At 40.9% G+C, this 17,810-nt stretch carries 12 protein-coding genes and 1 pseudogene; 6 read left to right on the top strand and 7 right to left on the bottom strand.

Annotation, left to right across the window (positions count from 1 at the left end):
- Positions 1 to 4 precede the first annotated feature (4 nt).
- Positions 5 to 1,009, top strand: coding sequence for a lytic murein transglycosylase (locus tag D9603_RS12190; protein ID WP_128731520.1), 1,005 nt, complete (start codon positions 5 to 7; stop codon positions 1,007 to 1,009).
- A 77-nt stretch (positions 1,010 to 1,086) separates the two neighbouring features.
- On the opposite strand, the gene D9603_RS12185 is transcribed toward D9603_RS12190, so the two are convergent.
- From D9603_RS12185 to D9603_RS12175, 3 genes are read right to left on the bottom strand one after another with little or no spacing between them, the layout of a single operon-like run.
- A complete protein-coding gene (locus D9603_RS12185; RefSeq protein WP_128731519.1) occupies positions 1,087 to 2,085 on the bottom strand; it encodes a cytochrome d ubiquinol oxidase subunit II in 999 nt (332 codons plus the stop codon).
- Positions 2,078 to 3,424 (bottom strand): cytochrome ubiquinol oxidase subunit I, encoded by a 1,347-nt coding sequence (locus tag D9603_RS12180; RefSeq protein WP_125252940.1) that lies wholly within the window; start codon positions 3,422 to 3,424, stop codon positions 2,078 to 2,080. The genes D9603_RS12185 and D9603_RS12180 overlap by 8 nt, the downstream gene beginning before the upstream one ends.
- A gap of 16 nt (positions 3,425 to 3,440) precedes the next feature.
- The gene (locus tag D9603_RS12175) at positions 3,441 to 3,986 is read right to left on the bottom strand and encodes a MarR family transcriptional regulator (protein WP_125252941.1); all 546 of its coding nucleotides are present in this window, start codon (positions 3,984 to 3,986) and stop codon (positions 3,441 to 3,443) included.
- Positions 3,987 to 4,228: 242 nt separating this feature from the next.
- On the opposite strand from D9603_RS12175, the gene D9603_RS12170 reads away from it, so the two are divergent.
- A complete protein-coding gene (locus D9603_RS12170; protein WP_128731518.1) occupies positions 4,229 to 5,413 on the top strand; it encodes an ectonucleotide pyrophosphatase/phosphodiesterase in 1,185 nt (394 codons plus the stop codon).
- Positions 5,414 to 5,815: 402 nt separating this feature from the next.
- On the opposite strand, the gene D9603_RS12165 is transcribed toward D9603_RS12170, so the two are convergent.
- Complete coding sequence (locus tag D9603_RS12165) at positions 5,816 to 6,025, bottom strand: hypothetical protein (RefSeq protein ID WP_128731517.1); 210 nt, start codon at positions 6,023 to 6,025, stop codon at positions 5,816 to 5,818.
- A gap of 227 nt (positions 6,026 to 6,252) precedes the next feature.
- Between D9603_RS12165 and D9603_RS12160 the strand changes: the two genes are divergently transcribed.
- From D9603_RS12160 to D9603_RS12150, 3 genes are all read left to right on the top strand, one after another.
- Positions 6,253 to 7,842, top strand: coding sequence for a sensor domain-containing diguanylate cyclase (locus D9603_RS12160; RefSeq protein WP_128731516.1), 1,590 nt, complete (start codon positions 6,253 to 6,255; stop codon positions 7,840 to 7,842).
- Between the two features lie 92 nt (positions 7,843 to 7,934).
- Entirely contained in the window at positions 7,935 to 9,344 is a 1,410-nt protein-coding gene (locus D9603_RS12155) for a TIGR00366 family protein (protein ID WP_128731515.1), read from the top strand.
- A gap of 564 nt (positions 9,345 to 9,908) precedes the next feature.
- Positions 9,909 to 12,467 (top strand): EAL domain-containing protein, encoded by a 2,559-nt coding sequence (locus D9603_RS12150; RefSeq protein ID WP_128731514.1) that lies wholly within the window; start codon positions 9,909 to 9,911, stop codon positions 12,465 to 12,467.
- A 194-nt stretch (positions 12,468 to 12,661) separates the two neighbouring features.
- On the opposite strand, the gene hemH is transcribed toward D9603_RS12150, so the two are convergent.
- Positions 12,662 to 13,681 (bottom strand): ferrochelatase, encoded by a 1,020-nt coding sequence (hemH, locus tag D9603_RS12145; protein ID WP_125252947.1) that lies wholly within the window; start codon positions 13,679 to 13,681, stop codon positions 12,662 to 12,664.
- 234 nt (positions 13,682 to 13,915) lie between these two features.
- Between hemH and D9603_RS12140 the strand changes: the two genes are divergently transcribed.
- Complete coding sequence (locus D9603_RS12140) at positions 13,916 to 15,469, top strand: PAS domain-containing methyl-accepting chemotaxis protein (protein ID WP_128731513.1); 1,554 nt, start codon at positions 13,916 to 13,918, stop codon at positions 15,467 to 15,469.
- A gap of 192 nt (positions 15,470 to 15,661) precedes the next feature.
- Here the strand turns inward: D9603_RS12140 and D9603_RS12135 are convergent, their stop codons facing one another.
- Together D9603_RS12135 and D9603_RS12130 are read right to left on the bottom strand one after the other, a co-directional pair.
- Positions 15,662 to 16,870, bottom strand: a complete 1,209-nt coding sequence (locus D9603_RS12135) for a site-specific integrase (protein ID WP_128731512.1) — start codon at positions 16,868 to 16,870, stop codon at positions 15,662 to 15,664.
- Between the two features lie 738 nt (positions 16,871 to 17,608).
- Positions 17,609 to 17,810: pseudogene (locus tag D9603_RS12130) on the bottom strand (hemolysin-type calcium-binding protein); the annotation flags it as partial.

Raw genomic sequence — 17,810 nt, 5'->3', positions numbered from 1 at the left:
AAAAATTTCCTTATTAGTAGCCTCAGTTTGCCTGTCTACCTCAGTCTTTGCCAATACTCAGGCTAAGTTTGATGAATATCTCAATAATTTAAAGCAAGAGGCGATTGATAAAGGCTATTCTCAACAATTAGTTGATGACGCTTTTGCTACCGCTACTTTCAAAGAGAAAGTGATAAAGGCAGACAAAACACAGCCAGAAATTGTTGAAACACTCGAGACATATTTACCTAAACGTGTTCCTGAATGGAAAATCCAACGAGCGCGGAAGCTATATAAAGAACACCAGAGCACGCTAGAAAAAGTTGCAAAAGAATATGGTGTACAAGCTCGTTTTATTGTCGCACTTTGGGGTCTAGAAAGTAACTTTGGTCGTATTCAAGGTGGCTACCCTGTAATTAGCGCACTTGTGACGCTTGCTTTTGACGGTCGAAGAGAAGCCTTATACAAACGTCAATTATGGGCTGCATTAGATATTTTAAGAGATGGCCATATTGATCTAAACAACTTCAAAGGTTCTTGGGCAGGTGCGATGGGTCAAACTCAATTCATGCCAACCTCTTTTACCTCTTATGCTGTAGATTACAATCAAGATGGTCGAAAAGACATCTGGACAACCCAAGAAGACGCATTTGCATCAATAGCAAATTATCTTAAAAGTGTTGGCTGGAATGACAATCTAACTTGGGGTCGCCAAGTGAAATTACCTGAAGGCTTTGACACAAGTTATATTTTAAAACGCGGTACTAAGTCACATAAAGAGTGGCTAGGAGAGTGGCGTAAATCAGAACGTTCTTTACAAGAATGGCAAGCCCTTGGACTGCGCAGAATGGATGGTAGTGATCTACCGAATGTTAATATTAGTGCTGCATTAGTAATGCCTGACGATGCAAATGGCCGTATGTATCTTGCCTATGATAACTACAAAGCATTGATGAACTGGAATCGCTCTTACTATTTTGCGACCAGTGTTGGCTTTTTGTCTGATCGGATCGGTTATCCAAAAATATAAATCGCGCGCTACTCTAGCATTATAAAAAAGGCAGCTTCCAACAAGCTGCCTTTTGGTTGGGCTAATGTATGCAAGTGTCAATAATAAGACAAAGGCTGAACCTTGCCCCAAAAGACTCGGTACGAAAATAATGTGTAGGCAATTAACGTCGGTACGACGACAACCACGCCATATAATAAGAAAGTGAGTGCGGAGGGATCTGCTAAGGCATCAAATATAGTCAGCTTTCCTGGCACCACGTATGGATAAAAGCTGTAAACCAGACCAAAGAAGCACAGTAAAAAGATAAAAGCTGAAATAAAGAATGGAAGCCAAGCTCCTGCTTCTGTCGCTTTGGGTAATTTGTGCAATACGCTTTCCAAGACCACAAAAAGTAGCAAACAGATTATAGGTGCAGGTAGCACAATGAGTGCCATCGGTAAACTAAACCAGCGCTCATATATCCATTCATTTATGAGCGGGTTGATGATAGAAACTAAGATCACCCCAACGAAAGCGACACGAGAAAAGTGCTTACACCACTTTATAGCGGCTAGCTGTAGTTGACCTTCACATTTCATAATGAGCCATGCTGAGCCAATTAATCCATATGCGCAAACCACACCAATTCCACTAAAAGCCGCGAATGCGTGGGCTAGCAACGAATCGTCAAAACCTACGACATAGAGCCCTAACATATAACCTTGTGCAAATGCTGTCAGTAACGAGCCAAACTTAAATACTTTATCCCAGCGCCTTTGTCGTTTAACTCGGGCTTTTGCTCTAAAGTCAAAAGCAACACCACGCATGATTAAACCGAACAACAAAAATACAACAGGTATATACAAGGCCTGTAAAATCATACTATGCGCTTGAGGAAACGCGATAAATGCAAGGCCTACTGCCAAGACTAACCATGTTTCATTAGCATCCCAAAATGGACCTATAGATGCGATCATGGTATCGGCTGTTTCTTTGTCATCTAGCGGGATCAACATGCCAACCCCAAGATCATAGCCATCTAAAATAGCGTAAACCACAATAGCTAGTGCCATTAACCCTGCATAGATTAGTGATAAATATTCGGGATTAAACACGTGATACCTCCGCTGCAAACTCTTTCATATCATACTCTTCAACTTCAACGGACTTATTCGCAGTGTGAAATAATGTCCTGATATAGGCATAAAGCAATATGGCATATATCGTTAGGTATCCTATGAGCGTGAACAAGACATTTTCTGAAGCGATGTTGGTCACTGCATCTTCTACCCGTAAAATGCCACTCACAATGTATGGTTGACGTCCAATTTCCGTGACGTACCATCCTGCAAGAGTCGCTACCCAGCCCGAAAAGGTCATCGCTACAAGCGCTTTTAGCTGCCACTTGGGTAGCTCGCCCTTTTTCCAAAGCGTAAATCGGGTGACAAACGCGACTAAAATCATCAGCATCCCCATTCCAACCATAATTCTAAAGCCGAAAAAGACGGGCTTAACTGGTGGGTGTTCACCTTTAAATTCGTTAAGCCCTTTAATTTCACCATTAACGTCGTGGGTAAGAATAAAGCTCGCCATATTAGGAATGCCTATTGCAAATTCATTGCGCCTTTCTTCCTCGTTAGGAATTGCAAAGAGTAAGAGCGGTGCACCTTTTTCTGTCTCCCATACGCCTTCCATTGCTGCAATCTTTTGTGGTTGATGTTTGAGCGTATTTAGACCGTGTAAATCGCCGACAAAAGCTTGTATTGGAGTGAGAAGGGCTGCGACTGTTAAAGCTACAGTCAATGCTTTTTTTGGAGCATGCTTGTCGTCATTTTTAAGTAAGCGATAAGCACTTACCCCTGCTATTAAAAATGACGCAGTTAATGCGCTTGCAAGCAACATATGAAAAAAGCGGTAACCAAAAGACGGATTAAATATAATCGCGAACCAGTCTGTAGGGTATGCTACACCGTCCCTAAGCTCAAAACCTGTAGGTGTTTGCATCCAGCTATTTAAAGACAAGATCCAAAATGCCGAGAGTGTAGTGCCTATTGCAACAATAAAAGTGGACAGTGTGTGGATTTTAGGAGGGACACGCTTCATGCCAAACAGCATTATCCCTAAAAAGGTCGCTTCCATGAAAAAGGCGGTGAGTACCTCATAACCCAAAAGTGGCCCCGCGATATTTCCAACTTTCTCCATAAACCCTGGCCAATTAGTACCAAACTGAAACGACATGGTAATACCACTAACCACCCCCAGCGCAAAGGTAAGCGCGAAGATTTTAACCCAGAAGCGATAGGCTCTTAACCAAACCGGATGCTCAGTTAAGTCATACTTGATTTTAAAGAAAGCGAGGAACCATGCTAATGCAATGGTGATCGTAGGAAAAAGTATATGGAAACTAATATTTGCCGCGAACTGTATTCGCGACAACAGTAATGTATCAAGCATGACGCACCTCGCACTTTTAAGACTTACGTAATAATTTATCCTTTAAATCTATTACCTTACTAACTGACGACCCGAGCTTCATTAGTGACTGTAATTGCTCTGGAGACAGCCTTTGTAGCTCAGCAGACCACTTAGTAACGGTTTCAAGTAGGTCGTGAATCGTTTGCATTTGTTGTTGTGCATACACTTCTTCTGGTGAGTTTGCACTATCTAGAATTTGATCTCTCAGTAGAGTAAGGGTAGGGTCTATTTCTCTTTTTCTTCTTTCTTCAAAGACTCGGTTTGCAAGATCCCAAATAGACCCATTTGGAGAGTAGTATTCTTTGCGATCACCAGGAATGTGATGAACTCTAACGAGTTGCCAAGATTGTAATTCTTTGATCCCCATACTAACGTTACCACGAGATATTTTTAACGCATCTGCAATCTCATTCGCTGTCAATGGTTGCTCATTAATAACCAACAAGCCAACCATTTGCCCAATTGTTCTATTAAAACCCCAACGGCTGCCCATTTCACCGCAGTGGAGTACAAAATTTTCTATTTTTGGTGACAAGTTCATACTTTTAAACTTTCAGTAATTATTGAAACTTTAATATATAGTTCACTTTGACTTAGATCAAGCATTAATTATGCTCAATTAGAACAGAGCAAAAGTGAACCTTCTCCTAATATCCACTTTTGTGATCTATTTAACGCAAATAAATAGCAATTTCATATTGTTGTGATTTAATGCGGCATACGATCGTAAGCGGGTGCAACACATGCTCACGTATCGGTAGTTAATCACACAGGGAACCACACATGCTCAAAACACTTTTTGTCATTTTAACTTTATTCAGTAGCGCGGTATGTGCGCAGAAGGTGCCAACTGTCTTAATTTCGATTGATGGCTTTCGATGGGATTATATCGAAAAACATGATGCCAAAAATATCGCAAAGCTCGCCAGCACCGGTGTTCGCGCTACAAAGATGTGGCCGCAATATCCAAGTAAAACGTTCCCAAATCACCTTTCTATTGTCACAGGCTTAAAGCCTCTCAACCATGGTATCGTCGATAATTACTTTTGTGATAAGCAGCGTGAAGCTTGTTATAAAATGGGGATGGGTAAAGTCGATAGCACTTGGATAGCAGGGATCCCCCTCTGGAATTTGGTTAAAATGCACGGTTACAAATCAGCAGCTTACTTTTGGCCAGAATCAGACGCTAGAGTAAATGGCATGACACCTGATTATTACTACCATTACTCAAAAAAAGCGGATTATAAAAACCGTCTCAATCAGATCCATAATTGGTTAAAACTTCCAAAAGCACAAAGACCCTTATTTGTGGCCAGCTATTTCTCTTTAGTAGACAGTAAAGGACACGAGTTTGGACCTGATCACGACGAAACTAAAAAAGCGGTGCAATATGTTGATTCGCTTATAGGCGATTTCGTCAATGAACTTGCTAAAGACGATATTAAAATCAATTTGGTGTTGGTCTCAGATCATGGGATGGCCGAAGTCTTGCCTGAAAAGTCAGTTTTCATTGATGAGTTAGAGATACCAAAAGGGTGGATGATTAAAAATAGTGGCACCCGTTTGTCCCTATACTCCTATCATGATAAGAATTTAGATATCTCAGCATTAGAGGAAAAACTAAAGGATAAAGCTAAAGGGCGCTTCGAGGTGCTCTCAAAGTCACGAAAAATACAATTGCACGGAGGCACCTCACCTCGTATTGGCGATATTATCTTGCAAGCCAAAGCACCTATTGTATTTATGCAGCAAGGGAAACATAGCTATTATGGAACCCATGGCTATGAGATTACAGACGATATGGCTGCCTTTTTTGTTGCACAAGGACCTGCTTTTAAATCTGGCGTTTCTGTTGAACAAGCAAGTAATTTAGAGGTGTATCCGACACTTGCCCACATAATGGGATTAAAGCCGCTTAATCAGCTTGATAGTAAAGGTGAGAACTTACTCAAGTTAGTCAGGCAGTAGTCGCCTACTTTGTCGCTAAAACAATTAAGGAATACGAGCTAATCCTCAGCTCGTATTCTAGCTATCACGTTAATTTTACAGCTATTGTCCAAAGGTAGATTACCGTATTAGCTGCGTTAAAAATGTTCAACCGCTTAATATAGCTAACCTTAACCACGGAGAATTAACACCGTTCTAGCTGCAAGTTTTAGCACTGGCCGCGTCAGACTTACTCCTTCAAATTGAGTAAGTATTAAGTCAAGTTGGTATTAGCTTTGCCTACAGCATCTAGGCACATTAGCGAGAGCAGGGCGCGAAGCGACTTCACCCTAAAACGCTCTGGCTGGACAAGGAAAAAATTAAGTTATGGCTTAGTACTGATGAGTTAGAAGATCTCTTATCCGTACATAAGGTGAGCTAGTATCATTTCGATTTTTTTGAGGTTGGAGGGCTTGGCTTTTTATTTGAAAATTGCATCAAACGACGCCCTAATGCGAATACCACATAAACTAAAACCAAGGAATTAAGGACAACCAATGTATCTTTATCTATCACAAACATCCAAATTGCCGCTAGTGCCAAGCAAGCAAAAGTAAAATGGCCGACTAACGGGTTCGTTTTCTTTTTTTTCATCAGGGTTTCGCTGTATTCATGTTCAGAATATTTTACACCCTATAACGACGACAATTCCAACAATCCGTTAAGAAAACTAAATATTTTTAGCTAACTGGTTATAATGCAAGCATACATCTTTTAGCAAACAGATAAGCTATTGCTCAGATCATAGTTTGATATAGATTAACTGTATCACTCATTTGAATAGCTAAAATGTCATGGACGTACATTAAAGAGAATTTTTAGTGGTACAAATAAATAAAGCAACACACTGGCTAGATCTTAAAAAGTTGATACTTATCCTCGCGTCACTTTGCATATTTACCTCACTATTAAACGCCTTGTTTTCCAGTTATCAAGTACAAAAGCAGGTGATGGTAACTGACACGTTGGAAGCGAACCGTGCATACGCTACCAAGCTGGCAGATGTGACAGACCTTTTTTTACAATCTGTTTTGATGCAATTAAAGGCCTCAAGTAATGTGATTGCCCAAAACCTGAATAATAGTGCACAGATCGATAACGAGTTAAAACAAATGCTGGTACGCACCAATAGCTTCGACTCTGTTGTCCTCGTTAGTGCTAGTGGCAAAATAATTGGCGCACAACCAAGCTCTCTGGGGATCACCGGAACGATGCTAAAGAATGAGGTAGAAACATCTCCGCTTCGTAAACAGACTCCCTATATAGTAGGCCCATTTATTTCACCCGCAGGCAACTTAATGGTTAGCCCAACTCATCCCATATTTGATAATAATGGCAACTATTTAGGCTTTATCGCCGCTGGGATTTACCTCAAAGGCGATAATATTTTAGGTAAATTACTCTCAAATCATCACCACCAAGATAAAACCTATGTTTATGTAACAGGGCCTAATGGCAAGCTTATTTATCATCACGACGATCATCGGATCGGCCAGGATGTCACTGCAAATGAGGTCGTAACTTCATTGACTCGAAAAGGTTCAGGCGCAAACCAGATTATCAATACACAGGGGGTTGAAATGTTGGCTGGATATGCTTCTGTTGAAACTAGCGGGTGGGGAGTTGTAGCTCAGCGTCCTCTCGCGGTTACGATGTCGCAGCTTTCTGACACCATGAGCCATGTACTAAAAACCACTGTTCCATTTACAGTATTTTTGCTTATCTGCGTATTGGGGTTTGGAGGACTAATAGCCAAACCATTATGGCGATTGGCTAAATTATCAGAGCAGGTACAAGATGGGCGTAACATCGACTTCCCGCACGTAGCCACTTGGTATTATGAAGCTACATGGTTATATCAGGCTATGCACGGCAGTGTTAAACATCTAGGAGCGCAAGTACAGCGTTTTGATGATGAACGAAAGCAAGACCAATTAACCCTCTTATTTAACCGCCGCGGGATGGAAAAATGGCTCGAAACAGCATACGAACAGGCGACCCCATTTAGTATTATTGCCCTAGATATTGACCACTTTAAACGCGTGAATGACACCTTTGGCCATCATATTGGCGACACCGTCATTCAAAAACTCGCAGAATTGATGCGTCGCAATGCCAGAGAGCAAGACCATTTATGTCGAAGTGGTGGGGAAGAATTTCTCATGTTTCTGCCTCATGTTGAGATCAGTCAAGCAACCAAAATTGCCGAACGGTTACGTCACTGTACTGAAACCACCGTATTTGCTGATGCCGGACATATTACTATCTCTTTAGGCGTATCACATTGGCCGACATGCTCTGAGGATTTACATCATGCGTTAAAACTTGCTGACAGAAGTTTATATCAAGCCAAAGCTAACGGTAGAAATAGAGTTGAGCAGGCTGTTTTAGCTAATCACAATGCCGCCTAATTTAAAATCTACTATTAAAAAGTGAAATATGCTCCGAATATCGGTAAGATGCTGAGCAATTTTATCGTTACCTTTTTGGAGCTGTACTTTCCATGGCAAAAACATTGAAAGTTCCTCATACCTTAGTGTTACTTTTGGGTATGATGCTTATTGCACTAATATCTACTTGGGTTATCCCTCAAGGCTTTTTTGATACTGCGACTACAGAGTCAGGTCGACAAGTTGTATTACCTGGTACTTACCATATTGCACAAGAATCTGTACAACTCACCCCTTGGGACTTGTTAAAAGCAATTCCCCGTGCTTTTGCAGCAGCGCAAGATGTAATCTTCTTTGTAATGATTGTGGGTGGTGTACTTGCCATAGCTCGTGCAACTGGCACAGTAGACGCATTAATTGGAAGGTTATTGGAAAAACATGGAGATAAGCCGCAAAAGCTTATTTTTATGGTTGTGTTTTGCTTTGCTATTGCTTCGAGTGCGATTGGTACCGCTGGCGAGTATATCCCATTTGTACTTATTCTCGTTGCGCTTTGTAAAGCAATGAAACTTGACGCAATGACGGCTGTGGGCATGATAATTGCCGGTTATGGTATAGGTTATGGCGTCTCAGCGTTTAATCCGTTTACCGTGTTAATTGCACAACAAATTGCCGAGGTTCCTGTTTATTCAGGTATTTGGCTGCGCTTCGCTATTTTTGTTCCTTTTGTATTGATCGGCTTTCACCATGTCTGGAGCTACACTAAAAAAGTTCAATTAGATCCAAACGCTTCGATGATGAAAGATGTTCCGTGTCCGTTAGCTGGACAAACACAACCTAGTTACCCACAGCTTAACGGCAGACACCAAGCCGTGCTTGCTACATTTATCATTACTCTTGTATGCGCGGTTTGGGGCATAGCAACGCAAGGCTGGTATCTTTATGAGCTAGGCGGATTGTTTATTGCTTGGGGTATCATTATTTCTATTTTAGGTAAACTTTCAGCTGATGAAGCTGCAAACCGCTTTATCGAAGGCGTTTCTGATCTTGTCACAACCGCTGTATTAATTGGTGTTGCCCGTGGTATTGCTTTAATTCTGGAAGACGGCCAAATCCTTCATACTATAGTGAATGGGTTATCGACACCTCTGTCTTACGTTGCAGCTGAAATTTCTGCTGTCGGGATGCTACTTATCCAAACATTGTTAAACATGTTTATTCCTTCTGGATCAGGACAAGCCTACGTGACTATGCCATTGATGGTACCTGTTGGTGACTTAGTTGGTGTGCCTAGACAAGTTGCCGTATTAGCCTATCAATTTGGTGATGGCTTCTCTAACATGATAGTGCCAACTAATGCCGTACTTATGGGTATTTTAGGAATGGCTGGCGTCCCGTATACACACTGGTTTAGATTTTGTTTACCATTGATGGCTAAGTTAATGTTTGCTGCGGCTACTGTTTTAGTGCTTGCAGTCATGTTTGGCTATGGACTTGATGTACAGCCACAGTTAGTTAGCTAATTCCAAAAGTAAATCAGGTAATGCAAGCTGCATTACCTGATCCTACAGTCAGCTTGCTCATCGCAAGTGATATTTTTCCAAACACCTTCTTCAAATAACATTTTCAGCGATTTCTTCATATCAACTGGCTTAATGAAGAGAGCTATTTTCGGCATGAAAATCTTGGCGATAACTCCGCTACCGTACCCTGCTATCGCCAAAGTACCTAGCTCAGTAGGCAAGGCAAAAATTTTGCTACTTAGTTGCTCTGAATAAGAAGTTTTTGACGCAGTTAGCTTCAAATTGAGCAACTATTAGGTATTACACGGCTGGCGCTCAAAGGCCTAACCCCTTGCAAGCAAAGCACACTAATATACAGCTCGCGCCTGATATACTAAAAACGAGCACAAGCATTAAGACTAGATGATAGAAGTATAGCGTCATTAAAAACCTAAAATTTTAAGGCAAACATAAGCCACTTAAAGCAAATTTATTGATCTGCATTTATATTGTCTGTAGTTTTATAAGCTACTATTACCTACTAAACAAAAAAAGTTGCCGCTATCTTTAGCCAAACAGAATGTTATGAATTTAACCTTTAGCCAATTTTACAATTTGACTTCTACTTCCCAACGGTATCAATTTGCATTGAACCAACTGCATCAACTGTTTGATGCGGATCATTGTTTTGTAGGCAAATTTATTGATGACGATACCCGTGTAAAAACACTAATGTATCTACAAAAAGGTGAAGAAGTTGACAATATTATCTACGACCTTGAGGGTACACCGTGCTCGGATGCTAAAGCCAGTAGTGATGTCTGCAACGTAACATGTGGCCTACAACAGCTATATGAACAAGATGATATTCTCCGTGTACTTTGTATTGAAGGGTATCTTGGCGTTACCTTGCGAGCACTAGATCATAAACCTATTGGTATTTTGGTCTGTATGTTTAATAAAGAAAAGGTAATAACAACGGAGCAGAAAGAGTGGTTTCAAGAACTTGGCCACCTAATAGCGACTGAGCTAAGCCATAACATCGAATTGACCAAACAAGGGCTGCTCCTTAAACAACTAGCTAAGGGCGAACAAATTGCAAACTTATCGACTTGGACATGGCAACTTAAACAGAATAAACATTACTTTTCCACGCACCTAAATTACCTATTAAAATCTCATACAACAGCTCCTACATTGTCGTTGCTATTAGAGAAATTAACACCTGAGGATAGTGAGCGGGTCAAAAGCGCATTAAACAAGGTAAAGTCTGGTGAAATAAGGTATGTGGATTTACAAGTCTCATTAATAACGCGTGATGACCATAGTGGTTTACTGCGAATTATTGGTCAGGTTGAAAATGACCCGCATCATGGTGACGAATTGGCGTTTACCGCGACAATCCAAGATATTAGTTATATATCTTCGCTCAATAAGCAACTTGAATTAACCAACGTTGTATTTGAACATGCAACAGAAGCCATTATGATCACCAATAGCAAAAATAAGATCATTATGGTAAACCGCGCATTCGAAAGACTAACTGGTTACACCGGCTATGAATTAATAGGTCAAGATCCAGCAGTATTGTCATCTGGAAAGCAGGATAAAGCTTTTTATGAGTCAATGTGGTCATCGCTTTATACACATGGCCACTGGAAAGGTGAAATTCAAAACCGCCGCAAAAATGGCCAAATTTATCCAGAAGAGCTGACACTGAGTGTAGTAAAAGATGAACGCGGTGAAATAGCCAACTATGTCGGAATATTCCGAGATATTACCGAATGGAAGCGGAACGAGTCACAACTTACTTTTTATGCTAATCATGAACCACTTACGGCCTTACTAAATCGTCGTAGCTTTATGCAGCGTTTAGAGGAGAAAATTTCTGGTTCTAGAAGCAATAACACAAGTTGCTCATTATTATTTATTGGACTCGATAGATTTAAAGAAGTCAACGACGTGTTTGGTCCCGAAATTGGAGATAAGGTTCTTATATCAGTCGCAAAGAGACTCAAAAATGCCGTGCGGCAAAATGATATTATCGCCAGATATGGCGGCGATGAGTTTGCATTATTACTTAGCCATAGTGATGTAGAGAGTGCATTAAAAATTGCTGAAAAGTTATCACAAAAATTATCTCAACCATATGTATTTAGTGAAATAACAATAGAATTGACTTGCTCAACAGGCGTAGCGCAACTTGAGGCTGGCTCTCGGATCACCGCAGCTAACTTGTTAAGAAATGCAGCACATGCACTCAACAGTGTGAAAAAAACAGAGCGAGGTCAAGTTGCACTCCATAATGCCACCATACAAAATGCTTATCTGAACAAAATAAAACTCAAAGATAGATTGAAACAAGCATTGAAAGAGAAAACGCTTACTGTCTACTATCAACCTATCGTGAACGCCGATACTCATCATATTACCAAGTTTGAAGCGCTTGTTCGCTGGTTTGATGATGAGTATGGAATGGTATCGCCAGGCACGTTTATCCCCATCGCGGAAGAGTTTGGACTGATACACTTAGTTGGTCAATTTGTGCTCGAAAAAAGCTGCCAAGATTTAGCGCAGATCCATAAAGCAGGCTTTTCGGATGTGGGAATTTCAATCAACCGCTCGGTAAGTGAATTTAAAGCCAGTATTAATCAAGTAAAGTTAATCACCAGTGCCATTGAAAATGCTCAAATCCCTTATGATTCAATCACGATTGAAGTGACAGAATCTCTGGCAACAAACCGCTATACTTGGAGAACATTAAATGAGTTGAGAAAGCATGGAGTAAAAGTATCACTTGATGACTTTTGCACCGGTTACTCTTCTTTAAGTAACTTGATTGAAAACCAAGTGGATTATCTAAAAATTGATAAGAGCTTTGTCGACAGCTTGATGTCTGATTTAAACAAGCAAGTTATGATAGATTGCCTGATCAAACTTAGTGACAAGTTAGGTATTGACGTCATAGCTGAAGGTGTGGAGCACCTAAGCCAACTGGAGAAATTACGAGAGCTAGGCTGTCACCACATACAAGGGTTTTTCTACAGTCCGGCAAAGCCAATCGAAGCATGTTTAACACTCTTACAAACCAATGCTTTTGTTGAGTTTGCTGGTGCAGAGCGTGAAACTGCAGCTGAACGATAAATGAAGTGATGTCAGCTGCTCAGAGTTAAACAACTTCATTAGGGTAATACGCTGCTTTTAAATAAAGAAATACCGTGTATCCGCCCAATAATCAATAACGAGTCCACACTGATACAATAACGATAACATGACACCACACGGTGAGGATAGAGGATTTAACTCATCGGTAAATCCTCTGGTTAATTGCAATTGTTCTAAAGTAGCGGTTTAATAAGCGCCGTAATTGCTTTGATATGATCATCACGGTCATTAAGCGCTGGAATGTAGCGGTATTTGTCACCACCTGATGACTCAAAAACCTCTCTGTTTTCAACTTCAAGCTCTTCCAGTGTTTCTAAACAATCAGCACTAAAAGCGGGACTCAATATTGCCACATCTTTTACTCCTTGACTTGGAAGGCTTTCTAACGTTTTGTCAGTATATGGCTGCAACCATTCTGCCTTACCAAAGCGACTCTGGAACGTAGTTATCACTTTATCTTTGTCTAACGCCAGCTTTTCAACCACAAGGCGGGTCGTTTGTTGGCAAAAACAGTGATACGGATCGCCCCTATCTAAGAATAGCTTCGGAGTACCGTGATATGAAAATACCAATTTTTCTGGCTCTCCATGCACTTCTAAATCTTCTTTAATAGAGTTCGCCAGTGATTCTATGTACAGAGGGTGTTTGTGATACCCATTTATGAAGTGTAGCTCGGGAACCCAACGCCATCCTCGCAAGACTTTAGACACCTGATCAAAGGTTGAACCCGTTGTGGCACTGGAATATTGTGGATATAGCGGTACGATAATAATTCGAGTCACACCTTTATTTCGCAGCTTTTCCAAGCCGGATTCTATGGAAGGGTTTCCATAACGCATCGCCAGTTCGACTTCTATATCGTTAAAGCCTTCATCACGAAGTTGCTTCTCGATCTTAGCAGTTTGGGCTTTACTAATGGTGATGAGCGGTGAGCCTTCGTCGGTCCAAATAGACTGGTAGGCGTGGGCTGATTTCTTTGGACGAACCCGAAGGATGATTCCGTGCAAAATCATCAGCCAAATCAACCTTGGAATTTCAACGATGCGTGGATCAGAGAGAAACTCAGCTAGATAGACCCTAAGGGCTTTTGCAGTAGGTGCATCAGGGCTACCTAAGTTGGTTATCAAAATCCCTGTTTTGGAGTTAAATCTACCTTCATGTGGGTTATCAGTAATTGCTGAAAAGCGAGACACCAAACGCTCCTTAGGTTATTATTCAAGTGCTATTATTTTACAAGAAAGCTTGTACGTGAGTAAGCCCAATTTAGATCTAAACTCGATCAAATCAATTTGCGCCGCGAAATCTCTCACACTATAGTTGTAATTATCGTTAATTAATCCCTTCTCTATTGCTATTCAGTGTGTGAGGGCGTATTTTCCTGCATTCACAAAAGGAAAATAAAATATCTGTAGTTTTGGAATATTTAAATGAGAACCAACCACCCAATAACTCAAAGAGAAAAAACGTTTTCTCGTGACGTAAAACTGATTTCAGTCACTGACCTAAAAGGCAATATTATTGACTGTAATCAAGCATTTATCGACATTAGCGGCTTTTCGCGTGACGAGTTAATTGGTCAGCCTCACAACCTTGTTCGCCATCCAGATATGCCGCCTATTGCTTTTGCTACAATGTGGAAGCAGCTTAAAACTGGTAAGCCGTGGATGGGGATCGTAAAAAACAGATGTAAAAATGGCGATCATTATTGGGTAGACGCGTACGTGACTCCAATCACTGAAAATGGCCAAATTGTTGGTTATGAGTCAGTGAGGAGCTGCCCTGATAGGTCAACTGTTGAACGTGCAAGCCAGCTATATAGCAGCGTAAACAGTAACAAAAGCGGTGGCATAGGCCTGCCGAAACTACGGATCATCTGGCCTGTTTTCAACATTATCTCATCATTATTGCTGTGGTATTTTGTTTCCGAGTCCGCCGGATTCTTCTGGCTAATGGCAAATATGCTCGGATACTCGGCTTATGCAACTTGGCGCGATAAAGAGCAACTAAAGCGCTTAGAATCTGAGCTTGCTCATAGCTTTTGCGACGAAATTTCACAACAAGTTTATTCCACTTGGGATGGCACGATGGCGTCTATCCAAGTACGCTTAAAAAGCGAACGCGCCCATCTTGACACTATCCTTACCAGAGTAGAGCATGCCGCGCAAAACGTTTCAAAAGGTGCACATACTGCCAGTAACGAAGCACAAGCAACCTACGCAGACCTACAAAAGCAACAATCTGAAACCGAGCTTGTAGCAACAGCAATGAATGAAATGACTACAACTATTAATGATGTCTCAAATAGCGTTCAGCTGAGCGCCAAAGATGCACAAAATTCATTGGAGTTGACGTCTCAGACAGAGCAAATCGCCAACAAAACCAAAGTCGCATTTAGCGACCTGAGTAACACAATCTCGGATATTCGCAGCTCCGTTGAAGGCGTTTCTAAACAAACTGATAAAATAGCGGCAGCCGCACAAATTATCGAACAAATTGCAGAGCAGACGAATTTGTTGGCACTAAATGCCGCCATCGAAGCTGCAAGAGCAGGAGAGCAAGGTAGGGGCTTTGCCGTAGTCGCAGACGAGGTAAGGCATCTAGCACAGCGTACTCAAGAGTCAACAAAAGAGATCCACGCTATCATCGAAGAGCTAACTAGCAGCACACAAGCATCTGTTAATATCGCTCAACAAGGTCAGGAAGAATCTCTTCACGGTATTGATCAGCTGAACCAAAGTACTGACATGCTTCAGCAAATTACTCAAGCTGTAATACAGATAAGTGATATGTCCATGCAAATTGCAACATCAGTTGAACAGCAAGCAACCGTATCAGACGATATTAACCAACAGGTAGTCAATATTGCTCAACTTGCAAATAATAGTCTAGATAGTGCAGATAAAGTGCATCAAGAAAGTAAAGATTTAGAGTCAATTGCAAAAGAGATGCACGAATTAATTGTACGATTCAAGCGTAATTAGCCGTGATAATATGAACATCCATATGCCACACATTAAGTAATGTGTGGCATTTTGTTACGCTAATTTAACCTATGAGTAAGTATTCCTCTTCGTTTTTCCCGTAGCCATACCTGTTGTAACACTCGTAGAAACAGTAGGTTAGACACCATTTTTAATTTTTTGTAGCAGCAGTTCTAAATTGTATTGATTAGGCTATATTTTTCGTTTTAGCCCAGATTTTGCTCGCTCTTTAATATTAGTTTGAATATAAATTTGGTCTGTAGTTGCAATTTTTGCATGCCCAAGATCTTCTGATAGGTGCTTAAGCGGGCGATGCTGTGCGTCGTGAGTCGCACCAGTGTGCCTCAACCAATGTGATGTTGCGGCTTGTAATTGCTCTGATTCTTCTGTGAATCCATCCTCTTTTAACTTATCTACAGCCAAATCAAAGCTCTGCTGAACTATACGGCGTAATTGGCGAACATTCATACCACCTTGTCCGCGTAACTTATGGATAATCGGATATGGCTCATCAACACGTGGGAGGGCACTTAAACCTCGATAGTGGCGATAGCGTTTTAAGTAACCAATAAAATCTTCACTTAATGTCACGTCTCGCAACTTATTACCTTTACCCATGATCCTGAGATACCAAAAGTCATCTTGATCTTGCCAAAAGTGGCTCATAACAGGAGACCAATGAGGGCGATCTGACAGTTCAGAAATACGTAAATATAAACCTTTTAAACACGCAAGAACGAAAAGGTTTCGCTCTAAATCCGGTTGTTGCTCACATAAGTCACGGGTGACTCCGAATACGTATTCCCACTGCAGATCACTCAATGTGTCGGGAAGGTTTATTTGTGACTGTACAACCAAGTAGGGACTATTTTTCTTTACCACAGGAACAAAATTGGTGAATGATTTTTCCTCCAAAATTGCAAACTTATAAAACACGTTAAGTGCCGTAAACATTGCGGCCAATGTCTGTTGGCTCGCACCATTTTCTTTTAGGACAAAAGGGCGCCAATTCTCATTAACTCTACGGTTCCCTTGGTCTTGTTTGTAGCGCCATTGAACAGAAGTTTGCGTCCATGCTTGGTCCGGCTCAACAACAAAATCAACATATGCTTCAACATCTTCACGTTTTAAATCAAATACAGACTTTTGTGCTATCAGCCATGACCACAAATAAAAACGCTCAAGCTCATTACGGAACCGATTAAAAGTAGCCTCTGATTTACGACCGTAAACATATAAAAACTGAAATAGAAACTGCAGTTCCGCTTCAACAGGCAAAGATTTATTATGCACGACTAAGAATTTAGCCAACTCTGGATATTCATGTGCTAACGTATTATCTTCTAGATGCGCGATTTGATACCTAAGTTGCTTAAAAGTATCGACTAAAGGCAGAACCATAAAAAGTCCGATATTGGTTAGTATTGGACATATTATAGTAACGATAACGCGCACAATGCAACCCAAACAAAACAACCCATAATTTACGTTATGTTAAATAGATAAATATGAGACATTTTGACTTCTACTGTTCGCAACGTGCGCTGTATTCTTATTATCTTGGTAGATAACTTGAGTTCACCCACCTCGTTTACCAATGTACGAACACCCATTCTTAGTTACAACTTCATCAAAACATTTTCTAACAGGTATAATCTTCTCGCCTTGGTCAATAGGGGTTACCACTGAACTACATAAATCATCTAAAAGCTGTGTTTTTGTTGCACTTGCTTTTGTAAACACCCGAGTATGAATGTGCCCCACGAGATCCTTGTGTGATTTTGTAGAAATTTGGATTATTTGCTTTAGATGTAAATTGGCTTCATCAAACTTAATGGGTCGACCATACTGGGGTAAAATCTAGGCATGAACACTCTGCTTAAACTTGCTTAACAAGCTGTTGGTTTTGTTTTTTGAATCTTGGCTTGAACCTAAGAAAAAGCTGAACATTCTAGCAAGAGCTTTCGCTAAAATATTTCAAATCTTACGCGGTCAGACATCACACATGTTATGGGAAGTGGACTGTGTGGCCACAACGTTTCAATGCTACCATATATTTCAACACCTTAGAGTGAACGTTCATTTATAAAAAAGCGAGGGACTCTCCTCGCCTTTATGTTACCGCTGCTGCATTAATGGTTATTGGCAATTAGCGACATAGGTTAAATCGTTAATATGCTCCGGTGCGTCCATGACATAAGTCGCTTCGCCTGTATTCGCATCTAGCGTATAAAGTTTTGCATCCTCACCTTTGTTACGCCCAGACACATATAATGTGCCATCGCTACTCACTGCAAGACCCGAAGCCCAATTTACGCTATGCTCACCCACTAAGTCTAAC

The sequence above is a fragment of the Pseudoalteromonas sp. PS5 genome (assembly GCF_004103255.1).
In the GTDB taxonomy this organism is placed as follows: Bacteria; Pseudomonadota; Gammaproteobacteria; order Enterobacterales; family Alteromonadaceae; genus Pseudoalteromonas; species Pseudoalteromonas peptidolytica.
The sequence above is the reverse complement of the archived record's forward strand: the minus strand, read 5'-3'. Positions and strand labels throughout refer to the sequence as shown.

Coding starts and splice junctions, on each gene's coding strand:
- D9603_RS12180 (WP_125252940.1), bottom strand. CDS start 3,424: ATGCTTGATACATTACTGTTGTCGCGAATACAGTTCGCGGCAAATATT.
- D9603_RS12175 (WP_125252941.1), bottom strand. CDS start 3,986: ATGAACTTGTCACCAAAAATAGAAAATTTTGTACTCCACTGCGGTGAA.
- D9603_RS12170 (WP_128731518.1), top strand. CDS start 4,229: ATGCTCAAAACACTTTTTGTCATTTTAACTTTATTCAGTAGCGCGGTA.
- D9603_RS12165 (WP_128731517.1), bottom strand. CDS start 6,025: ATGAAAAAAAAGAAAACGAACCCGTTAGTCGGCCATTTTACTTTTGCT.
- D9603_RS12155 (WP_128731515.1), top strand. CDS start 7,935: ATGGCAAAAACATTGAAAGTTCCTCATACCTTAGTGTTACTTTTGGGT.
- D9603_RS12150 (WP_128731514.1), top strand. CDS start 9,909: ATGAATTTAACCTTTAGCCAATTTTACAATTTGACTTCTACTTCCCAA.
- D9603_RS12140 (WP_128731513.1), top strand. CDS start 13,916: ATGAGAACCAACCACCCAATAACTCAAAGAGAAAAAACGTTTTCTCGT.
- D9603_RS12135 (WP_128731512.1), bottom strand. CDS start 16,870: ATGGTTCTGCCTTTAGTCGATACTTTTAAGCAACTTAGGTATCAAATC.